The organism is Erythrobacter sp. S227, assembly GCF_057364925.1.
On sequence record NZ_CP200280.1, the window covers coordinates 1,265,412 to 1,281,319 of the forward strand.

The 15,908-nt window shown below is 57.1% G+C and carries 10 protein-coding genes; 9 read left to right on the top strand and 1 reads right to left on the bottom strand.

Annotation, left to right across the window (positions count from 1 at the left end; genetic code table 11):
- The first annotated feature begins 185 nt into the window (after window positions 1–185).
- On the top strand, window positions 186–2,492 hold the full coding sequence (locus tag AC0V6Q_RS06050; protein ID WP_486167505.1) for a hypothetical protein: 2,307 nt from the start codon (window positions 186–188) through the stop codon (window positions 2,490–2,492).
- 43 nt (window positions 2,493–2,535) lie between these two features.
- Here AC0V6Q_RS06050 and AC0V6Q_RS06055 read toward each other — a convergent pair whose 3' ends face one another.
- Entirely contained in the window at window positions 2,536–3,993 is a 1,458-nt protein-coding gene (locus AC0V6Q_RS06055) for a toll/interleukin-1 receptor domain-containing protein (RefSeq protein WP_486167506.1), read from the bottom strand.
- Window positions 3,994–5,111: 1,118 nt separating this feature from the next.
- Between AC0V6Q_RS06055 and AC0V6Q_RS06060 the strand changes: the two genes are divergently transcribed.
- From AC0V6Q_RS06060 to AC0V6Q_RS06095, 8 genes are all read left to right on the top strand, one after another.
- Entirely contained in the window at window positions 5,112–6,455 is a 1,344-nt protein-coding gene (locus tag AC0V6Q_RS06060; RefSeq protein ID WP_486167507.1) for a cell wall hydrolase, read from the top strand.
- Between the two features lie 216 nt (window positions 6,456–6,671).
- Window positions 6,672–7,040 (top strand): hypothetical protein, encoded by a 369-nt coding sequence (locus AC0V6Q_RS06065; RefSeq protein WP_486167508.1) that lies wholly within the window; start codon window positions 6,672–6,674, stop codon window positions 7,038–7,040.
- Window positions 7,041–7,132: 92 nt separating this feature from the next.
- Window positions 7,133–8,074, top strand: a complete 942-nt coding sequence (locus tag AC0V6Q_RS06070) for a Coq4 family protein (protein WP_486167509.1) — start codon at window positions 7,133–7,135, stop codon at window positions 8,072–8,074.
- Between the two features lie 232 nt (window positions 8,075–8,306).
- A complete protein-coding gene (locus tag AC0V6Q_RS06075; protein WP_486167510.1) occupies window positions 8,307–10,160 on the top strand; it encodes a putative bifunctional diguanylate cyclase/phosphodiesterase in 1,854 nt (617 codons plus the stop codon).
- A 241-nt stretch (window positions 10,161–10,401) separates the two neighbouring features.
- A complete protein-coding gene (gene mdh / locus AC0V6Q_RS06080; protein ID WP_486167511.1) occupies window positions 10,402–11,364 on the top strand; it encodes a malate dehydrogenase in 963 nt (320 codons plus the stop codon).
- 14 nt (window positions 11,365–11,378) lie between these two features.
- Window positions 11,379–12,074, top strand: a complete 696-nt coding sequence (locus tag AC0V6Q_RS06085; RefSeq protein ID WP_486167512.1) for a hypothetical protein — start codon at window positions 11,379–11,381, stop codon at window positions 12,072–12,074.
- 32 nt (window positions 12,075–12,106) lie between these two features.
- Window positions 12,107–12,997 (top strand): succinate--CoA ligase subunit alpha, encoded by an 891-nt coding sequence (sucD, locus tag AC0V6Q_RS06090; protein ID WP_486167513.1) that lies wholly within the window; start codon window positions 12,107–12,109, stop codon window positions 12,995–12,997.
- 78 nt (window positions 12,998–13,075) lie between these two features.
- Window positions 13,076–15,904 (top strand): 2-oxoglutarate dehydrogenase E1 component, encoded by a 2,829-nt coding sequence (locus AC0V6Q_RS06095; protein WP_486167514.1) that lies wholly within the window; start codon window positions 13,076–13,078, stop codon window positions 15,902–15,904.
- The last annotated feature ends 4 nt before the right edge of the window (window positions 15,905–15,908 follow it).

A 15,908-nucleotide genomic window follows, 5' to 3' on the forward strand; every position in this document is an offset into this window, starting at 1 on the left:
AGTTCCTTGTTCTATCTATGTTCTACGCCACGCGTGCACGTCAAGCCGTCACCTCTCCCAACGCACCGCTTTTACAATCGACGTCAGGTTAAACAGTGGCTTTCCCGAACAAGCCCGGGACAAGTTCTTGAGCCGGAGAGATAAAGCCGCTATTCCCTTGAAAGTCGCAATTGTGAGATCTGAATATGCTCGTGTTTGATGAGGCCGACACACGCGTCGTCAATGAACTAACGCTCGAAGCCGACGTCCATCTGCAAGCCTCTGGTATAGAGTTCGTCAACACTGAGCTTGGGCGCGTGATCGGAACATTCGTTTTCGAAGTGGGTGGATCGACACTTATTAATGAATTGGGCGGCTTTATTGGACCGCCAGGGCAAACCTTTCCGGTTACCTTAGTCGCGGTACAGGGCTCTGAAGGCGATGACACGGTCATCAATTTTGGTGTCATCGACGGGCGAATGGAGTTGAATGGGGGCGATGACGTCGTCATCATCAACTACCCCGAACTCGCACCGGGCGAACTGACGCCAGAAGCGGTGGTTGACCTTGGCAGCGGCGATGACCTTCTCAGGCTCGAAGGCGACCCAGGCCCCGGTTCGAGCTTTTTCTACAATTTGGAAGGCGGCGAAGGGTACGACACGCTGGAACTTGTATCGAGGTCAGGTCCAATTGGATCTGTCACATCCGGTTTTGAGGCATTGGTTCTCAACGAATCCCAGTTTTACACCGGCTTTGACGGCTTCCTCGATATCACAGGAACTACAGACTCTGTCGGGTTCTTCAGCCTGCTTCAAAGTGACAATCCAGACGCGGTGCTAAGACTTGCCGCAAACAACTGGACACTGCGCGATGGCTCGATAGTGGACGTGGTGGTGGGATCGGACGCGGACGAGAGCTTCACAATCTCCGACACATCAAGCGTTGCAACTTCCGTCGAATTGGGAGGGGGCAATGACGAATTCGGCCTTTTCAACGCCAGCTTTGATCTTTCCACCCTTGATGTGATCGACGGCGGTGAGGGCGAAGCCGATGTATTCGAAATCCAGCTCATCGATGATTTTGCTTTGGACTTCGGCAACATCACAGGGTTTGAGGACCTGTTCGTTTTCAACCGAGAGGATATCACGGGCAGCAACCCTATCGACGTGACCTTGTCGGGATTGAGCGGCTTTCGCACCATCGATGCCACTGACAATGTCAATTTGACGCTCAATGGCGGTGATCTGACAAACACCGCTTTATCAGGCGCAGTAGGCGGCTCAATCAGCATCGCCGCCGGGATGACTGTCTCAAGTTACAGCTGGCTTAGCGGTTTGACAGAGCCGAGCTCAAACGAGGTCGCGCCTGATTTTGGCAATTCGATTGATCTGATCAACGAAGGCACCATCACCGGAAGCGTGTTCTTTATTGACGGTGATGATCTTTATGATGGCACTGCGGGGTCCGCAGCTGAGGTCCATGGCAGCGCAGGCAATGACACGCTGCTGGGCGGCGATGGGGGCGATGTCTTTTTTGGAGATGCCGGCGCAGATACGTTGCGCGGCAATGGCGGGGCAGACACACTGACCGGCGGACTTGGCCGCGATACAATTGACGGTGGCTCCAACGTCGACACGGCTGTATTCAGCGGCAACCGCGCCGACTACACCATCACGCAGACCTCTTTGGGCGTGTTCCAAGTGGTTGGCGCTGATGGCACTGACACTTTGACAACAATCGAATTTGCGCAGTTTGACGATCAAACCATCCGCTTGCTTCGCGGAGATGGCGTTGAGGTAAATTTCGAGACCTCAGATCCCAGCGTTTATCAGGATGCGATGAATTCCATCCTCGATTTTGACGGCAACGCCCTTGGTGGCGACGGGAATTGGCTCCGGATCGGGGCTGCCGATGTGAATGGCGATGGCGATATCGACCAGATCCTCGTCAATGATGCGATTGGGCGATTTGCCACCGTGGGCACTGCGCCCGATGGACTTGTGTACTTCAACGACAACAGCTGGGCCGGCGAAACGCGGGTGGCTGGCATTTATATCGATCCGCTGGTGGAGGCAGGAGTTGTGGAACGCTTCAGCCCCTTTGACAGCCAACAGCGCTTCCAGAACGACCTCAGGATCGAGAACATCAACCAAGTCCTTGGCGCGGACGATTATGACGGCGACGGGTTTCAGGACGTCTATTTTGCTCTCACCGATGGCACCGCGTATTTGCGCGCGGTCATGGAGGCGGACGGCAATATCTCTTACGCCAACTATCAAAGCGAGCAGCAAGTGATCGACTTTCTTGAGGCGAACGGTTTCGGCGTGGAGACCTATGGCGACTGGTTCAACAGCGGCTCCCAGGCGCAAAGCGCCAGCAGCCAAAGCAACAGCGGCAAGGCATTCCAGGCGATGGAAGATGTCTGGCAGCAAGAGAGCGCGGCCTTCGGAACAATCCCTGTGCAAAGTGCAAACCACCCGTTCGACACGCCGCATCTGGAGTTCTTCGGATAAACGCGCGCCTTTTTGACGCGGTCAGTTTGGGAGGAGCAGGGTTTTAGAGACCGATCATTTCGTAGAACTTCTCGACGACCCTTTGCGCGGCCTCGATCAAACGCTTGCCTTGCGGGGTGGTACTGATCGACGCGATCGAACCAAGCACGGTGAGCGTTTTGATCGCAAACCCGCCAACGTAGCGAAGGAACCGCTTGCGAGCGATGTCAGGCTTTTCGCCCTGATCTGGTAAACCCGCTTCAAATGCGAACTCTCGTCCTTGTTTGACGAGATCTTTTGCCTGTTGATCATATTCAGGCGAAACTTCGTGCTGTGCCGAAGCGGTTTCGCGAAACTGCTTCAGTCGATCAATAAAATCGTCAATCGCCTCTGATGTGGCGCCGTCCAAGGGCACGTGGGCAAGTTGGCGCTCTTGATACGGCGCTTGCTTACGCGCAGCGAGGCATTGGTTGTGAGCTGCGATAAACTGCTCAAGCGCCTTCTTTTCCTCACGCAATTCATTGCTCGACAAGGAGAGCGAACCTTCCGCAAGCACTGCAACAAGGCGGTCCAGGCCATCCCAACTGGGACGGTCCCCACCCTCGCGCAGGTAACTTTCGTATAGCTCCAACGAGGCTTGCATAATGCCTGTCATGTTCTGCTGGCACCGTTTCACAAGCTCGAGCATCATGCGCAAGCTGACCATTGCTTGAGCAAGCTGTGCCGGGATTTCGGGCGTATTGCGGTCAACCGACGCAGCAACGTGAAGCTTGCCCTCCTGTGATTTCTCAACTCCAGGATCAAGTATGGTCGTGGTCGTCTCGGCCACATTCGCGCGGGTTAAATCCGCCGGTTCCCAGCTCACCCAATTGCGAATGACCTCGGCCCAATCACCTCGTGACACTCCGAAAAGCTGCTCATAGACGATTTGCTCCATAAGCGGCGCAAGGTCCGCCCCGTCTAGCTTAAAACCAACAATTCGGCGTTCGACACCCGAAGGATCAAGCTTGAAAAAATGGTTCCATTCCGCCTTGCAATAATCAGAGGAGACATAGGATTTGGAATAGACGGGAATAAGCTTTTCGGCCCGCTCCATTGCCTCATTCATTGCGTTTACGAAGTTGCTTTGCGGAAAATCGCGAAATTGCACGAGGTAGGATTTTCCCAGCTCATCAAGGACCTTCGCGATGTCACGTGCCGCAGCCTCGTCTTCATTGGCATAGCTGATGAAGAAGTCGACCTTCGGCTTTGTCTTCGGGTCTTTGGGTTTGCGAAGGCTGTCGACCTTGGCCTTGATGTCGGCGTTAACCTCGGCGGGTTCGCGAGACCACCAGTCGTCGTCTTGTTCGACGATCCAGCGGTAGAATGCTTCGTCTGCGGCATCGTCGAAGTCGGCGAAGGCGTGGGGCAAGCCTTCGATGCGACCGTAGTACCATTCGCGCCAAATTTCGAAGCCTTGGTTTGACCCGGAAAGCCACTTGCGTGCCTTATTCCACGAATCAGCCCACCATTCCTTGGGCATTCTCCAAATAGGACCACCTAGAACCAGAGCCGGACTTAATCCTCGGTCAAATGCATCGCAATCTTCGCTAATTGTTTGCCATAGATCGTCATTTGCAAACCCAGCATGGGATACGGCAGCTGCGGCATCGACAACTGCATGTACTGCAGCAACTGGATTGAGAGCAGCTGCGTTTGCAGCCGCATAACCGACAGAGAAGACTATCGACCTGTCACTATTTGCGGTCGCAGTCTTAGCCACAGCATTGGCGGGATTCCTGTCATGCCGTGCCAAAGGGGCGCCGAAACTGGACACGGTAGCCGCACGAAAGACTTGCAGTAGTAATTTGGGTTCGATCGCTCGACCCAGCCAATTCGATGGATCTATCGCCAGTGGGAGGACCCTTTGGACGGCGAGCGCAGCTACGACAATGCCATACCTGCTCGGCTTGTCCTCAAGCCAAGCCTCCAACTCCTCACGCGATGTTATCTGAACTGCCATCGCCAGCGACTATCCGGGCTGCGCTACCTGTTTGCAAGGGTCTATCTTTGCGCATCGCTTGACCGGCTCACGCATCGACTCGAATGGCCAGTCAATCACCTTCGAAACGCTCAATTACAGCCCTTTAATTGGCCTGTGACGCCCCTTTTGCCTAGCACGGGGACAGTACCCTGACACAAAACCCCGCCGGCCAAGTCCCTGATAATACTGCGCTCACCCGCCAATTAGGGGGGGCTACAGGAAATATGAAGTGTCGCGTTTTTGCAAAATGATGAATGCTTGACCCCTCTTTAGCATTATCTTGCCAGACGCCCTTCGGGTCGTAACGCAAAGGCGCCAGGCGAAACTGTTTTAGAGATGCGGCGCTCCTAACCCGCCGCGCCGGGCTGGTGGCTCATTGCTCGTAAGAAGGATCGTCGCTGCACCCGGCGCCCCTTTCTTGCCTTCAAAGCATGACGCTCCAGCCCGGCACTTTCTTGCATCACCCCAAGATCGCCCCCCTCCCCCCGGGCAATCGCACGCCTCTCCCATCACGTGCGGAGTCTTAAGGACTTTTGCCTGGATGTGCGCGGATGGGACACGCCCCCTCATGCCCCTCGCAAATCCATGCCCCCACGGATACGCGCTTGTCGCGCGCTATGAGAAACGATCGTTCCTTTACCTTTGGCCATAAGCCACTCTTCAAGTCAGCCTTCCAGTCAAAGGGCAAGTCGCCACCTGAGGTGATTTACCTCGGCGACGCTAGTCGCGAAGCGGAAACCGGCGATAGGATACAAACGACAAACGCACACGCAGCGGCTGATAAAAGCACTGGTCCAAACACCCGCAAATGGTCGCTCAAACGCCGTGCCGCAGCGCTCCTCGCCGTGATTGCAGTGCCCGCAATGGCCGCACCCAATAGTTTTGGAGGCGATTTTGGTGCGCTTCCCGGCGGTGCTCCGACCGAAGCGGAGATCGTGCGAGAGCGCTTGCAGGAAGAGCTCGCCAAAAACCCCGCGATGCCGTTTGAACGTCCCGGAATGAGCTTTCCGGGCTCGGCCTTCTTTTTCCTAGAAGACCCGCCGTCCGATGCCCTGATCGCATTGCCGACCACTGATGCCTTGGGCGAAGGCGTTGGCGAGGCGGGCCGCGAAGTGGGCGCATTGATTGACGCAGGGCCCGGCGCGTCGCCCTTCTTTGGCACAGGCGGAACCAGCATGGTGCGCGCTCAAGACTGCCTTGCACAAGCGATCTGGTACGAAGCGGCAAGCGAGAGCGAAGCAGGCCAGCGCGCCGTTGCACAGGTCGTGCTGAACCGGGTCAAGCATCCCAGCTGGCCCAGCAGCGTGTGCGGCGTGGTCTATCAAGGGTCGAGCCGCAGGACCGGATGCCAGTTCACCTTCACCTGCGATGGCAGCTTGCGGCGCAAGGCAAGCGGCAGCTCATGGGCGCGCGCGCAAAACATTGCTGCTGATGCGCTTTCAGGCAGCGTTTATGAACCCATCGGGCATGCAACCCACTACCACACTCTCTGGGTAAACCCCTATTGGGCATCGAGCCTCGACCATGTGGGTACAATTGGCGCGCACCGTTTCTATCGCAATCGCGGTGCAGGCGGGCGCAAACAAGCCTTCACGCAAAGCTACGCCGGTGTGGAACCGGGCGCACGGCAACGCGTGACCGCCCCGCCCGTCTTTGAATTGCCTGACCTGCCGAGCGGTGAAACGGCAAGCTCGGGCTATGCCACGGGCGCAGATGCAAGCTCGTCAGGTACGGCGCGGTCGGGAATGCCCCGGTCACAAGCGGTGCAAGCTCCGATCACCGGCCCCGGCGCGGTTCTGGTCCAGCCAAGCGTTTCGGGCGCAGGGCAAGTGCGCGATGATTTTGCGCGCGCCGGTCAGTGGAAAAGCGATGCTGCGAAAACCGCATTGGAAGCGGAACGCCGCCGCCTTGCCGAAGAGGCTTCCGCCCAATCCGGCAGCGGAACCAACGCACCGCGTTGATTTTGCGCCAGAAAGGTTTTGGGGCTACCTGGGGGGGGCCTGTGCCCCGCTTTTTCAGTGGTTAACGCGCTCTAAACCTTAGCTTCACACTAAGCCTTAGCTCGCCTGCGTCTATCTCCTTAATCCGCGATACACCCCTGCCCGCGCCGGTGCCTTGCCTTTGATGACGAAGGTCGGTGCCCGCGAGCCGATCCCGAGATTGGACAAAGACGCCTCATGTCGATCCATTTTGCCGCTGCAAAATCTGCAAACATCACCAGTGCCCGCCCGGGCAATGTCAGAATTCTTGTGGCGCGCGCGCAAAAGCGGGTTGCCAATGACAATGCCGATTTCAGCGAGCGATCTCACAATAACGATCAGGTAATGCGCGCCGCTCTGCGCCATTTCGCAGCCCACGGTCTGGGCGCTGCGAAGGTGGCACGCGCGCAAGCCGAAAAGGCATTTTTCAAAGGCGATCGCGACACTTACGATTGGTGGGTGAACATTACCCGTACCCTCGACCGGCGTTTGGCCGCCAGTGTATCGGGTCAGGACGAAGGCATTCGCGGCACGTCTGGTTGGGCAGGTGGTCCGGCGGGGCGTTAAGCCTTTTTAAAGCATCGTCCTTCCCCAATTGGCTGCCGCCTGATGGTTAACGGGAGTTGACAATCTTTTAACCCTACCCCAGCATTTTATGCATGGGACACGAAGCCAATACCCAGCTCCCAGCCGAGCTGTCGCCTGAGCAATCGACGGGCAAAGTCAAAGCTGCGTCTTCTTTCCTCCTGAATGAAGCGGGCGGTGATGAGGGCGGCACTCTTTCGCCCAATCTGATCACGCGCACGACCGCAAATGGCGTTGAGCAGTTTCCCATTGTTCACCCGGACCGGAAGCCTTCCGAATTTCAATTTGGCAAGGCGTGGCACCATTTTCACGAATTTCGTAAAGACAAAGAGCAAACCGACGAGATCATCGCTGTTCTGGACTCTCTACCCTGGCGCGGAATGGCGGATGCAGCAGCCGAATTCCTGTCGACGCCGCGTGGCCGTCAAATATTCCAGGATGAGCCTTATCTCCCCGATTTTCTTGATGACCATGCCACCTTGCGCAAAACGCCAAAGGGCAGCTTTGCCCATGCCTATTGCGACTTTATGGAGCGTGAGGGCCTATCGGCAGCTGGAATGGTCGAGGCCAGCGATGCCGCGCGCAAAGAGGACGTCGTGCGCTTTGATGACGGGGTCGATTGGTACAATGATCGCCTGCGCGATTTTCACGATATCCTGCACATTGTAACCGGTTATGGCCGCGACCTTTTGGGCGAACAATGTATCTTTGCCTATATGTACCATCAACGGCCCAGCCCCGGGCATTTGCTGACTGCATGGCTCGGCACCCTTATGATGAAATCCAAGATCAAGACCGATGCACCCATCATCGGGGCCTTGCTTGAAGCGCGGCGGCACGGGAAATCCTGCCCGCGGATCGTCGAACAACCCATTCAGGAGCTGTTTGCGCTCCCCCTTGAGGAAGTGAGAGCCCGTTTCAACACGCCGGAGCCGGTTGTGTACCATAAGGTGTTGGAAACTTACGCAAATGAGGGCATCGACCCTCATGCGTTTATGGCTAAGCAAGCAGCTTAAACCGCACCTTTCCCCGATACTTCAAACACTTGGATTGTCCAGCGCGAGATGGAGGATAACGCCAACCCGCTGTTAACCACTCTGTGACCTCTTTGCTCTACCCCTGAGCGTAAGAATAATAGGGAACTCAGTTATCAAACGCGTTCGCGCCCTTTTTACCCGCTCAAAAGCGGTTAATGCAGTCGATGCCCAGATCCGCGGGACTCTGGTTGATTCACTGTATTCAAGCCCGATGAGCTTGGTAATCGGCGCGCTGACCGGCCTGATAATCGCCTTCTACACCTCCTACAGCATCGAAGATAAGGCGCTGCAGACCGTCGCCTATGCGCTCGCAGCTGTGGTTGCGTTCCGCTTTTCGATTGTGGTGGCGCACCGGTTTAGCCAGCGCGAAGACTCCCGCACTCTTGAAATCCTGTTTGAGATCGGTGCCTTTGCCTATGCGATCGCGATTGGCGCGATGGCGACGTTTGCGATTGTTTCCGAAGTATCGCTGCTCGCCCAGATGGTGCTGACGGTTTATGCGGTTGGTTATGCCACCGCGATCGCGCCGCGAAATGCGGGCCGCCCTGTCATCGCACTTGGTCAGATGATGCTTGTAATGGGGCCGATTTCCATTGGTCTTCTGTTGAGCGAAGCCTCGCTCGCGCAGGCCTTGGGGATTATCGCGCTGCTCCATATTCCATCGGTGACGACCATCACCGTAAAGGTTTACCGCTCGCTTAGAAGCTCCATCATTTCCGCGCAGGCCAATGCGAAGCTCGCGGTGGAGATGCAGGAGCTCGCCCGAACCGATGTTGTAACCGGCCTTGCCAACCGCGCAGGTCTTAACCATGCCATGGCTCAGACTATGGCTGATATCAAAGAGGGTGCAAATCTTGCTTTGATCTGGATCGATCTCGACCGCTTTAAAGAGGTGAACGACCTTTTGGGGCACCCGGTCGGGGACAAGGTTCTCAAAGGGATTGCCGAGCGTTTAACCGAGGTTTCGCCCGAAGGCAGCACGGTCGCCCGTTTTGGCGGCGATGAATTCATCGTATTTTGCCCCATCGCCGACATGAAGCACGCCGAGCTTATCGCGAGCGAGATCCACTGCGAGATCATGTGCCCGATGCGTGTCGATGGCGAGCTTCTGGAAATTCGCGCATCGCTTGGCGTTGCTATTCTGCCTGACAATGCGGACGACGCCGACCAATTGATGCAGCGCGCGGATCTGGCGCTGTACCATGCAAAAGTGGGTGGCCGGGGCCAGACATGTTTCTACGATCCGTCGATGAGCCGCGACCTTGTGCGCCGGCGCGAGATCGAGGCTGAACTTCGCATCGCAATTCAGCGTGACGAGCTCTCCATCTTCTTCCAGCCGATTGTCGATCTGGAAACCGGAAAGATCAAATGTTTCGAAGCGCTTGTGCGTTGGTTCCACCCGGAAAAGGGCGAGCTTCGCCCGGATGAATTCATTCCTGTGGCCGAAGAGACCGGCGTGATCGTGACGCTCGGCAACTGGATCACGGTTCAGGCCGCGCGTATTGCGGCAAGCTGGCCCGAGGATGTCCGCGTCGCTGTGAACCTGTCCCCCTTGCAAATTCGCGCACCCGGCGCAGCGCTCGGTATCAAGAATGCTCTGCGCGAGGCAGGGCTTGATCCGCACCGGCTTGAACTTGAGGTTACCGAAAGCGTCTTCCTCGACGACAACCACTCAACCGCCGCCTTTATCGAAGAGCTCTCCGACCTGGGCGTGTGTTTTGCGCTTGATGATTTTGGCACGGGCTACTCCTCGCTCGGCTATATCAACAAGTTCCCCTTCTCGAAGATCAAGGTCGATCGCAGCTTTGTTTCAGGCGCTCAGGCCGGACAAAAGAGCGAGGCCATCATTCAGGCGGTTGCCAAGATGGCCAACACGCTGGGCATGGATATTGTGGCAGAAGGTCTTGAAACCGCCGAGCAGGTGCGGGCCGTGCGCGAGGCGGGCTGTAACCTTGGCCAGGGCTATCACTTCAGCCGCGCTGTGCCCGATTACCTTGCCGCGATGTTGCTTGCACAAGAGCGCGAGCACGAGCCCAAGCAAATCCCGGGCCGCGCAAGCGCCTGAGCTTTCCATTCTGTAACGCAGGGTAACGCAGGGGCAAGGTAGTTTCCCCTAAGCCTTATTGCACTTGCAAACTATTTGCAAAGATAACCGCCGCATAAGACCTTTTGCCGGTTGCAATCACCTCTAACCATGCTTAATCCCACGGCCAAGACGGGAAGATGGCGAGTTGGGACGGTCGCCTTTCACACTTTCCAAGGTTCCAATTCTCCGTCCTGAATGTTCTGGGAAGGATCACCCCTTTATGGCCCGCAAGAAAATCGCGCTCATCGGCTCCGGCATGATCGGCGGCACGCTCGCCCACCTCGCTGCAAAGAAAGAGCTTGGCGATATCGTCCTGTTCGACATCGCTGAGGGCATGCCTCAGGGTAAGGCGCTCGATCTGTCGCAGTGCGGCCCGGTTGAAGGGTTTGACGCGAAGATCACCGGCTCCAACGACTATGCCGATATTGCAGGCGCAGACGTGGTGATCGTCACCGCTGGTGTGCCGCGCAAGCCGGGTATGAGCCGCGATGACCTTCTCGGCATCAACCTTTCCGTGATGAAGTCCGTTGGCGAAGGCATCAAGAACAACTGCCCCGACGCTTTCGTCATCTGCATCACCAACCCGCTGGACGCGATGGTCTGGGCTCTGCGTGAGTTCTCCGGCCTTCCGCACAACAAAGTCGTCGGCATGGCAGGCGTTCTCGACAGCGCGCGCTTTGCGACCTTCCTTGCTTGGGAGTTCGATTGCAGCGTCAAAGACGTCAACGCCTTCGTTCTTGGCGGCCACGGCGACACCATGGTTCCGGTGAAGAGCTACACCACCATCAACGGCATTCCGGTTGATGACTACGCCAAGATCAAGGGCGTGTCAGCGGACCGCATCGACGAAATTGTAGACCGCACCCGCAAAGGCGGCGGCGAGATCGTCGGCCTTCTCGGCAATGGCTCCGCTTACTACGCACCAGCGACTAGCGCGATTGCGATGGCCGAGGCATACATCGGCGACCAGAAGCGCATCCTTCCCTGTGCAAGCTACGTTCAAGGCAAATACGGCCTCGACGGCCTCTACGTCGGCGTCCCCACAGTGATCGGAGCAGACGGCACCGAGGAAGTGGTCGAGATCGAACTCAGCGATGAAGAGAAAGCCAACCTCAAAGTCTCAACCGACGCAGTCGAAGAGCTGCTTGAGGCGTGTAAGGGTCTGGATAGCTCGCTGGCGTGAGCTGAGTAGCCACGATGACCAAAGCCCGCAGCGTTAAGCAAGCCGAACAAGAGGCAAAGAGCTCGCATATCAAAGCGGCGCTTGATGCCGGAGCGGATTTGGCATCAGCAGAGAAATCAGCTGATGAGCTTGTTCGAATGGCGCGGGCGATGGTCAAGACTGACAAGGCTGGGCCATCCGCTGCCGAAATGACCTATCGAGATGAAATCTCCCGTTGGTACGCGGAGAGCAAAGTGTGTGAAAGCGATTTAGCCTCGCAGATCGAGTGGCTCAAGAAAAACCCTGAGCCTCGGACATTTCACACCATCGGCGAAGCTCTCAATATTGGTGATGATCTCGAATTGGCGCGATGGATTTTTGCGCAATCGCGGACAAGCAGATCATCTGCCTGTTTCCAAGTCATCGCTTTCGTGACCTCCGGCTCCGTTGGCTACAGCAGCGAAGCCGAACCGTTGGTTAAAACAATGGCAAAGCGGATTAGGGAAGGCTTCTACAAGGGTACGGCCGGACTAAAGTTTCGGAAGGTCTATGAAAGTGAGCGCGCTGACTACGATCGCGGATTGGAGTGGCTTTCAGACAAGTCTCCATGGGATTTACCCGGGGATGCATTTGGTCCCTTTCCTGTCAGAGAGGATCAAGAAAGCCGATACGTATACGAAGAGGGAGAGCTGCGGCTCTCTTTGAATGAGTGGAAACGAACTCGAGGGTGAAACTCGAATAGGGTTCTTAGAGGAAGTAAGAAATGAGCATCCTGATTAACAAAGACACCAAGGTCATCACCCAAGGGATGACCGGCAACACCGGCACCTTCCACACCCAGCAAGCCATCGATTACGGCTCGCAAATGGTGGCGGGGGTTACTCCCGGCAAAGGCGGAACCGAGCATATCGGTGTGCCGCAATTCAACACCGTGCGCGAAGCCAAGGCGGCGACGGGTGCGACCGCAAGCTGCATCTACGTCCCCCCACCCTTTGCAGCAGACGCGATCTGTGAGGCGATTGACGCGGAGGTTGAGCTTATCATCTGCATCACCGAAGGCATCCCCGTGCTCGACATGGTGCGCGCCAAGGCGGCTCTTAAAGGCTCCAAATCGCGCCTCATCGGCCCGAACTGCCCCGGCGTCCTCACGCCTGATGAGTGCAAAATCGGCATTATGCCAGGTTCGATCTTCAAGAAGGGTTCGGTCGGCGTCGTCTCGCGTTCCGGTACGCTCACTTATGAAGCGGTGCACCAGACCACGATGGTGGGCCTTGGCCAGACCACGGCGGTCGGCATTGGCGGTGACCCTGTCAACGGCACCAACTTTATCGACGTGCTCGACCTCTTCCTTGATGACCCAGAAACCAAGTCGATGATCATGATCGGCGAAATCGGCGGGTCGGCTGAAGAAGAAGCCGCTGAGTTCCTGAAACAGGAAGCTGCGAAAGGCCGCTCCAAACCAACGGTCGGCTTTATCGCAGGCCGCACAGCGCCTCCGGGTCGCCGTATGGGTCACGCAGGCGCAATTGTGTCTGGCGGCAAAGGCGGCGCAGACGACAAGATCGCCGCGATGGAAGATGCCGGCATCCGCGTCTCGCCCTCACCATCAGAGCTCGGCACAACGCTCGACGCCATGCTCAAAGAAATGGCCTAGAATCAAAGGGGCGCTTCGCCGGTAGTGGTTGAGCGCCCCTAAACACCTCGTGTTCTCCTCCTCCCCAGGAAACTTGCCATGAACAAAGAAACCGCCCGTTTCATCCCTGATATGACCGATCAGGAAGGCCCGCAGCCCGGTCCTTCCTGGGGCAATCCCAAATGGATGGCCGAGGTTGCAGATGCAGGCGCTGACCTCAACGCAGCGATGGACCCCACGCAAATGCGCATGGAGGTCGAAAAGGCGGTTAAGTCTGCATCCAAAGCGGCTGGCAAACCCACCGATGAAGACGCTCTGCGCCATGCATCGGATTTGTCGAACAAGGCGATGACCCTTGTGCGGCTTTACCGTGTGCGCGGACATTTGGCGGCAGACCTGGATCCGCTGGGCCTGTCAAGCAAGCAGGGCGATCCGGCCGACCTCACCCTTGCCTTCCATGAGCTCGATGGGAAGGAAGACGAAGAGGTTTATGTCGGCGGTGTTCTGGGCATGGAATGGACCACCGTTGGCGCGCTCTACAACCGCCTTCGCGAAGTGTACTGCGGCAATGTCGGCCTGGAATACATGCACATCGCCGACACGGAAGAGCGGCGCTTTTTGCAGGACAAATTCGAAAGCCCCGGCGACACAATCGAATTTACGCCAGAGGGTAAGAAGGCGATCCTCGCCGCTGTCCTTCGCGGTGAAGGGTATGAGGAATTCCTCGGCAAAAAGTACGTCGGGACCAAGCGTTTCGGCCTTGATGGCGGGGAATCGATGATCCCTGCGCTTGAGGCTGTCATCAAGCATGGCGGCAGCGCGGGCGTTCGCGAGATTATCTACGGCATGGCGCACCGGGGCCGTTTGAACGTCCTCGCCAATGTGATGGCCAAGCCATACAAGGTCATCTTCCACGAATTTTCCGGCGGCACTGCAAACCCCGAAGACGTCGGCGGTTCAGGCGATGTGAAATATCACCTTGGCACCAGCACCGACCGCGAATTTGACGGGATCAGCGTGCACATGTCGCTGACCCCCAACCCTTCTCACCTCGAGACGGTGAACCCGGTCGTTTTGGGCAAGGCGCGCTCGCAACAGGCGATCCGCGATGATCTGGACAAGAAGGAGCAAGTGCTCCCCGTTCTGATCCACGGCGACGCGGCGTTTGCGGGACAAGGCGTTGTTTGGGAAAGCCTCAGCCTGTCTGGCGTCAACGGCTATGACACTGGCGGCTGTATCCACTTTATCATCAACAACCAGATCGGCTTTACCACCTCGCCGAAATTCGCGCGCAATTCGCCTTATCCAAGCGATGTTGCGAAAGGCGTGATGGCACCGATCCTGCACGTCAACGGCGACGATCCAGAGGCCGTGACCTTCGCGTGTAAGCTTGCGATTGAATACCGCCAGAAATTCCACCGCGATGTGGTGATCGACATGTGGTGCTATCGCCGCTTTGGCCACAACGAGGGCGATGAGCCCAAGTTCACCCAGCCGCTCATGTATGACGTCATCAAAACCCACCCCAAGGTCAGCCGCATCTATGAAGAGCGCCTGATCGCAGAGGGCGTCATTGAACCGGGCCACCGCGAGGCAGTTGCGCAGGAGTTCACCGACCTTCTCGAAGAAGAGTTTGAGGCCGCGAAAAGCTACTCCGCCAATGAAGCGGACTGGTTTGGCGGACGCTGGGCGGGTCTCAACAAACCTGCTGATGATGAAACCGCGCGCCGCAATATCGAAACGGCGATCGAGCCAAAAACCTTCGATGCGCTGGGCCGCACGCTCACCGAAGTTCCCGAAGGCGTCAACATTCACAAGACCTTGGGCCGCGTGCTTAAGGCGAAGTCTGAAATGTTCAGCTCTGGCGAGGGCTTTGACTGGGCCACCGCAGAAGCGCTCGCCTTCGGCAGCCTCGTGATGGAAGGCTACAACGTCCGTCTTTCCGGTCAGGATTCTGGACGCGGTACCTTCTCACAGCGGCATTCCGTGTGGGTCGACCAGAAAACCGAAGACAAGTACATCCCGCTCACCACCCTGCCCCACGGCAAGTTCGAGGTGTATGACAGCACGCTGTCGGAATACGGCGTGCTCGGTTTCGAATACGGCTTCGCCATGGCTGACCCGAAAAGCCTCGTGCTTTGGGAAGCGCAATTTGGCGATTTTGCCAATGGCGCGCAGATCATGATCGACCAGTATATCGCGAGCGGCGAGGCCAAATGGCTTCGCGCAAACGGTCTCGTGATGCTGCTCCCCCACGGCTACGAGGGTCAGGGACCGGAGCACTCCTCCGCGCGGCTTGAACGCTTCCTCCAACTGTGTGCGAGCGACAACATTCAAGTTTGCAACATCACGACACCAGCGAACTATTTCCACGTTCTGCGTCGCCAGATGCTGCGTCCATTCCGTAAGCCGCTCATCATTATGACGCCCAAGTCGCTGCTGCGTCACCCGATGGCAAAATCCTCGCGTGAGGAATTCCAGGGCGACTGGCAGTTCAAGCGCATCAAATCGGACCCGTCGATGGAACCGGACAGCCCCGCCGATGAAAAGATCAAGCGCGTCGTCCTGTGTTCGGGCAAGGTTGCATACGACCTTATTGAAAAGCGCGATGCAGAGGGGATCGACGACATTACGATCATCCGCATCGAACAGCTCTACCCCTTCCCAGGCGACCCTCTCGGATTGCGGCTTAGCCGGATGAAGAACCTGAAAGAGGTCATCTGGTGTCAGGAAGAGCCCAAGAACAACGGCGCCTGGTTCTTTGTCGAAAGCCGCATTGAAAAGTCGCTCGAACTGGGCGGGCATTTTGGCATGCGGCCTTTCTATGTCGGGCGCGAGGCTTCCGCTTCGCCTGCCACGGGCCTTGCCAAACGCCACGCCGAGCAACAGGCGACACTCGTCGCCGAAGCGCTTGGTCTTGCTGAATAATTTT

What these genes read in the sequence shown, in the direction of transcription:
- AC0V6Q_RS06050 (WP_486167505.1), top strand. Translation starts at nt 186, where the DNA reads ATGCTCGTGTTTGATGAGGCCGACACACGCGTCGTCAATGAACTAACG.
- AC0V6Q_RS06055 (WP_486167506.1), bottom strand. Translation starts at nt 3,993, where the DNA reads ATGCCCAAGGAATGGTGGGCTGATTCGTGGAATAAGGCACGCAAGTGG.
- AC0V6Q_RS06060 (WP_486167507.1), top strand. Translation starts at nt 5,112, where the DNA reads ATGAGAAACGATCGTTCCTTTACCTTTGGCCATAAGCCACTCTTCAAG.
- AC0V6Q_RS06065 (WP_486167508.1), top strand. Translation starts at nt 6,672, where the DNA reads ATGTCGATCCATTTTGCCGCTGCAAAATCTGCAAACATCACCAGTGCC.
- AC0V6Q_RS06070 (WP_486167509.1), top strand. Translation starts at nt 7,133, where the DNA reads ATGGGACACGAAGCCAATACCCAGCTCCCAGCCGAGCTGTCGCCTGAG.
- AC0V6Q_RS06075 (WP_486167510.1), top strand. Translation starts at nt 8,307, where the DNA reads ATGAGCTTGGTAATCGGCGCGCTGACCGGCCTGATAATCGCCTTCTAC.
- mdh (WP_486167511.1), top strand. Translation starts at nt 10,402, where the DNA reads ATGGCCCGCAAGAAAATCGCGCTCATCGGCTCCGGCATGATCGGCGGC.
- AC0V6Q_RS06085 (WP_486167512.1), top strand. Translation starts at nt 11,379, where the DNA reads ATGACCAAAGCCCGCAGCGTTAAGCAAGCCGAACAAGAGGCAAAGAGC.
- sucD (WP_486167513.1), top strand. Translation starts at nt 12,107, where the DNA reads ATGAGCATCCTGATTAACAAAGACACCAAGGTCATCACCCAAGGGATG.
- AC0V6Q_RS06095 (WP_486167514.1), top strand. Translation starts at nt 13,076, where the DNA reads ATGAACAAAGAAACCGCCCGTTTCATCCCTGATATGACCGATCAGGAA.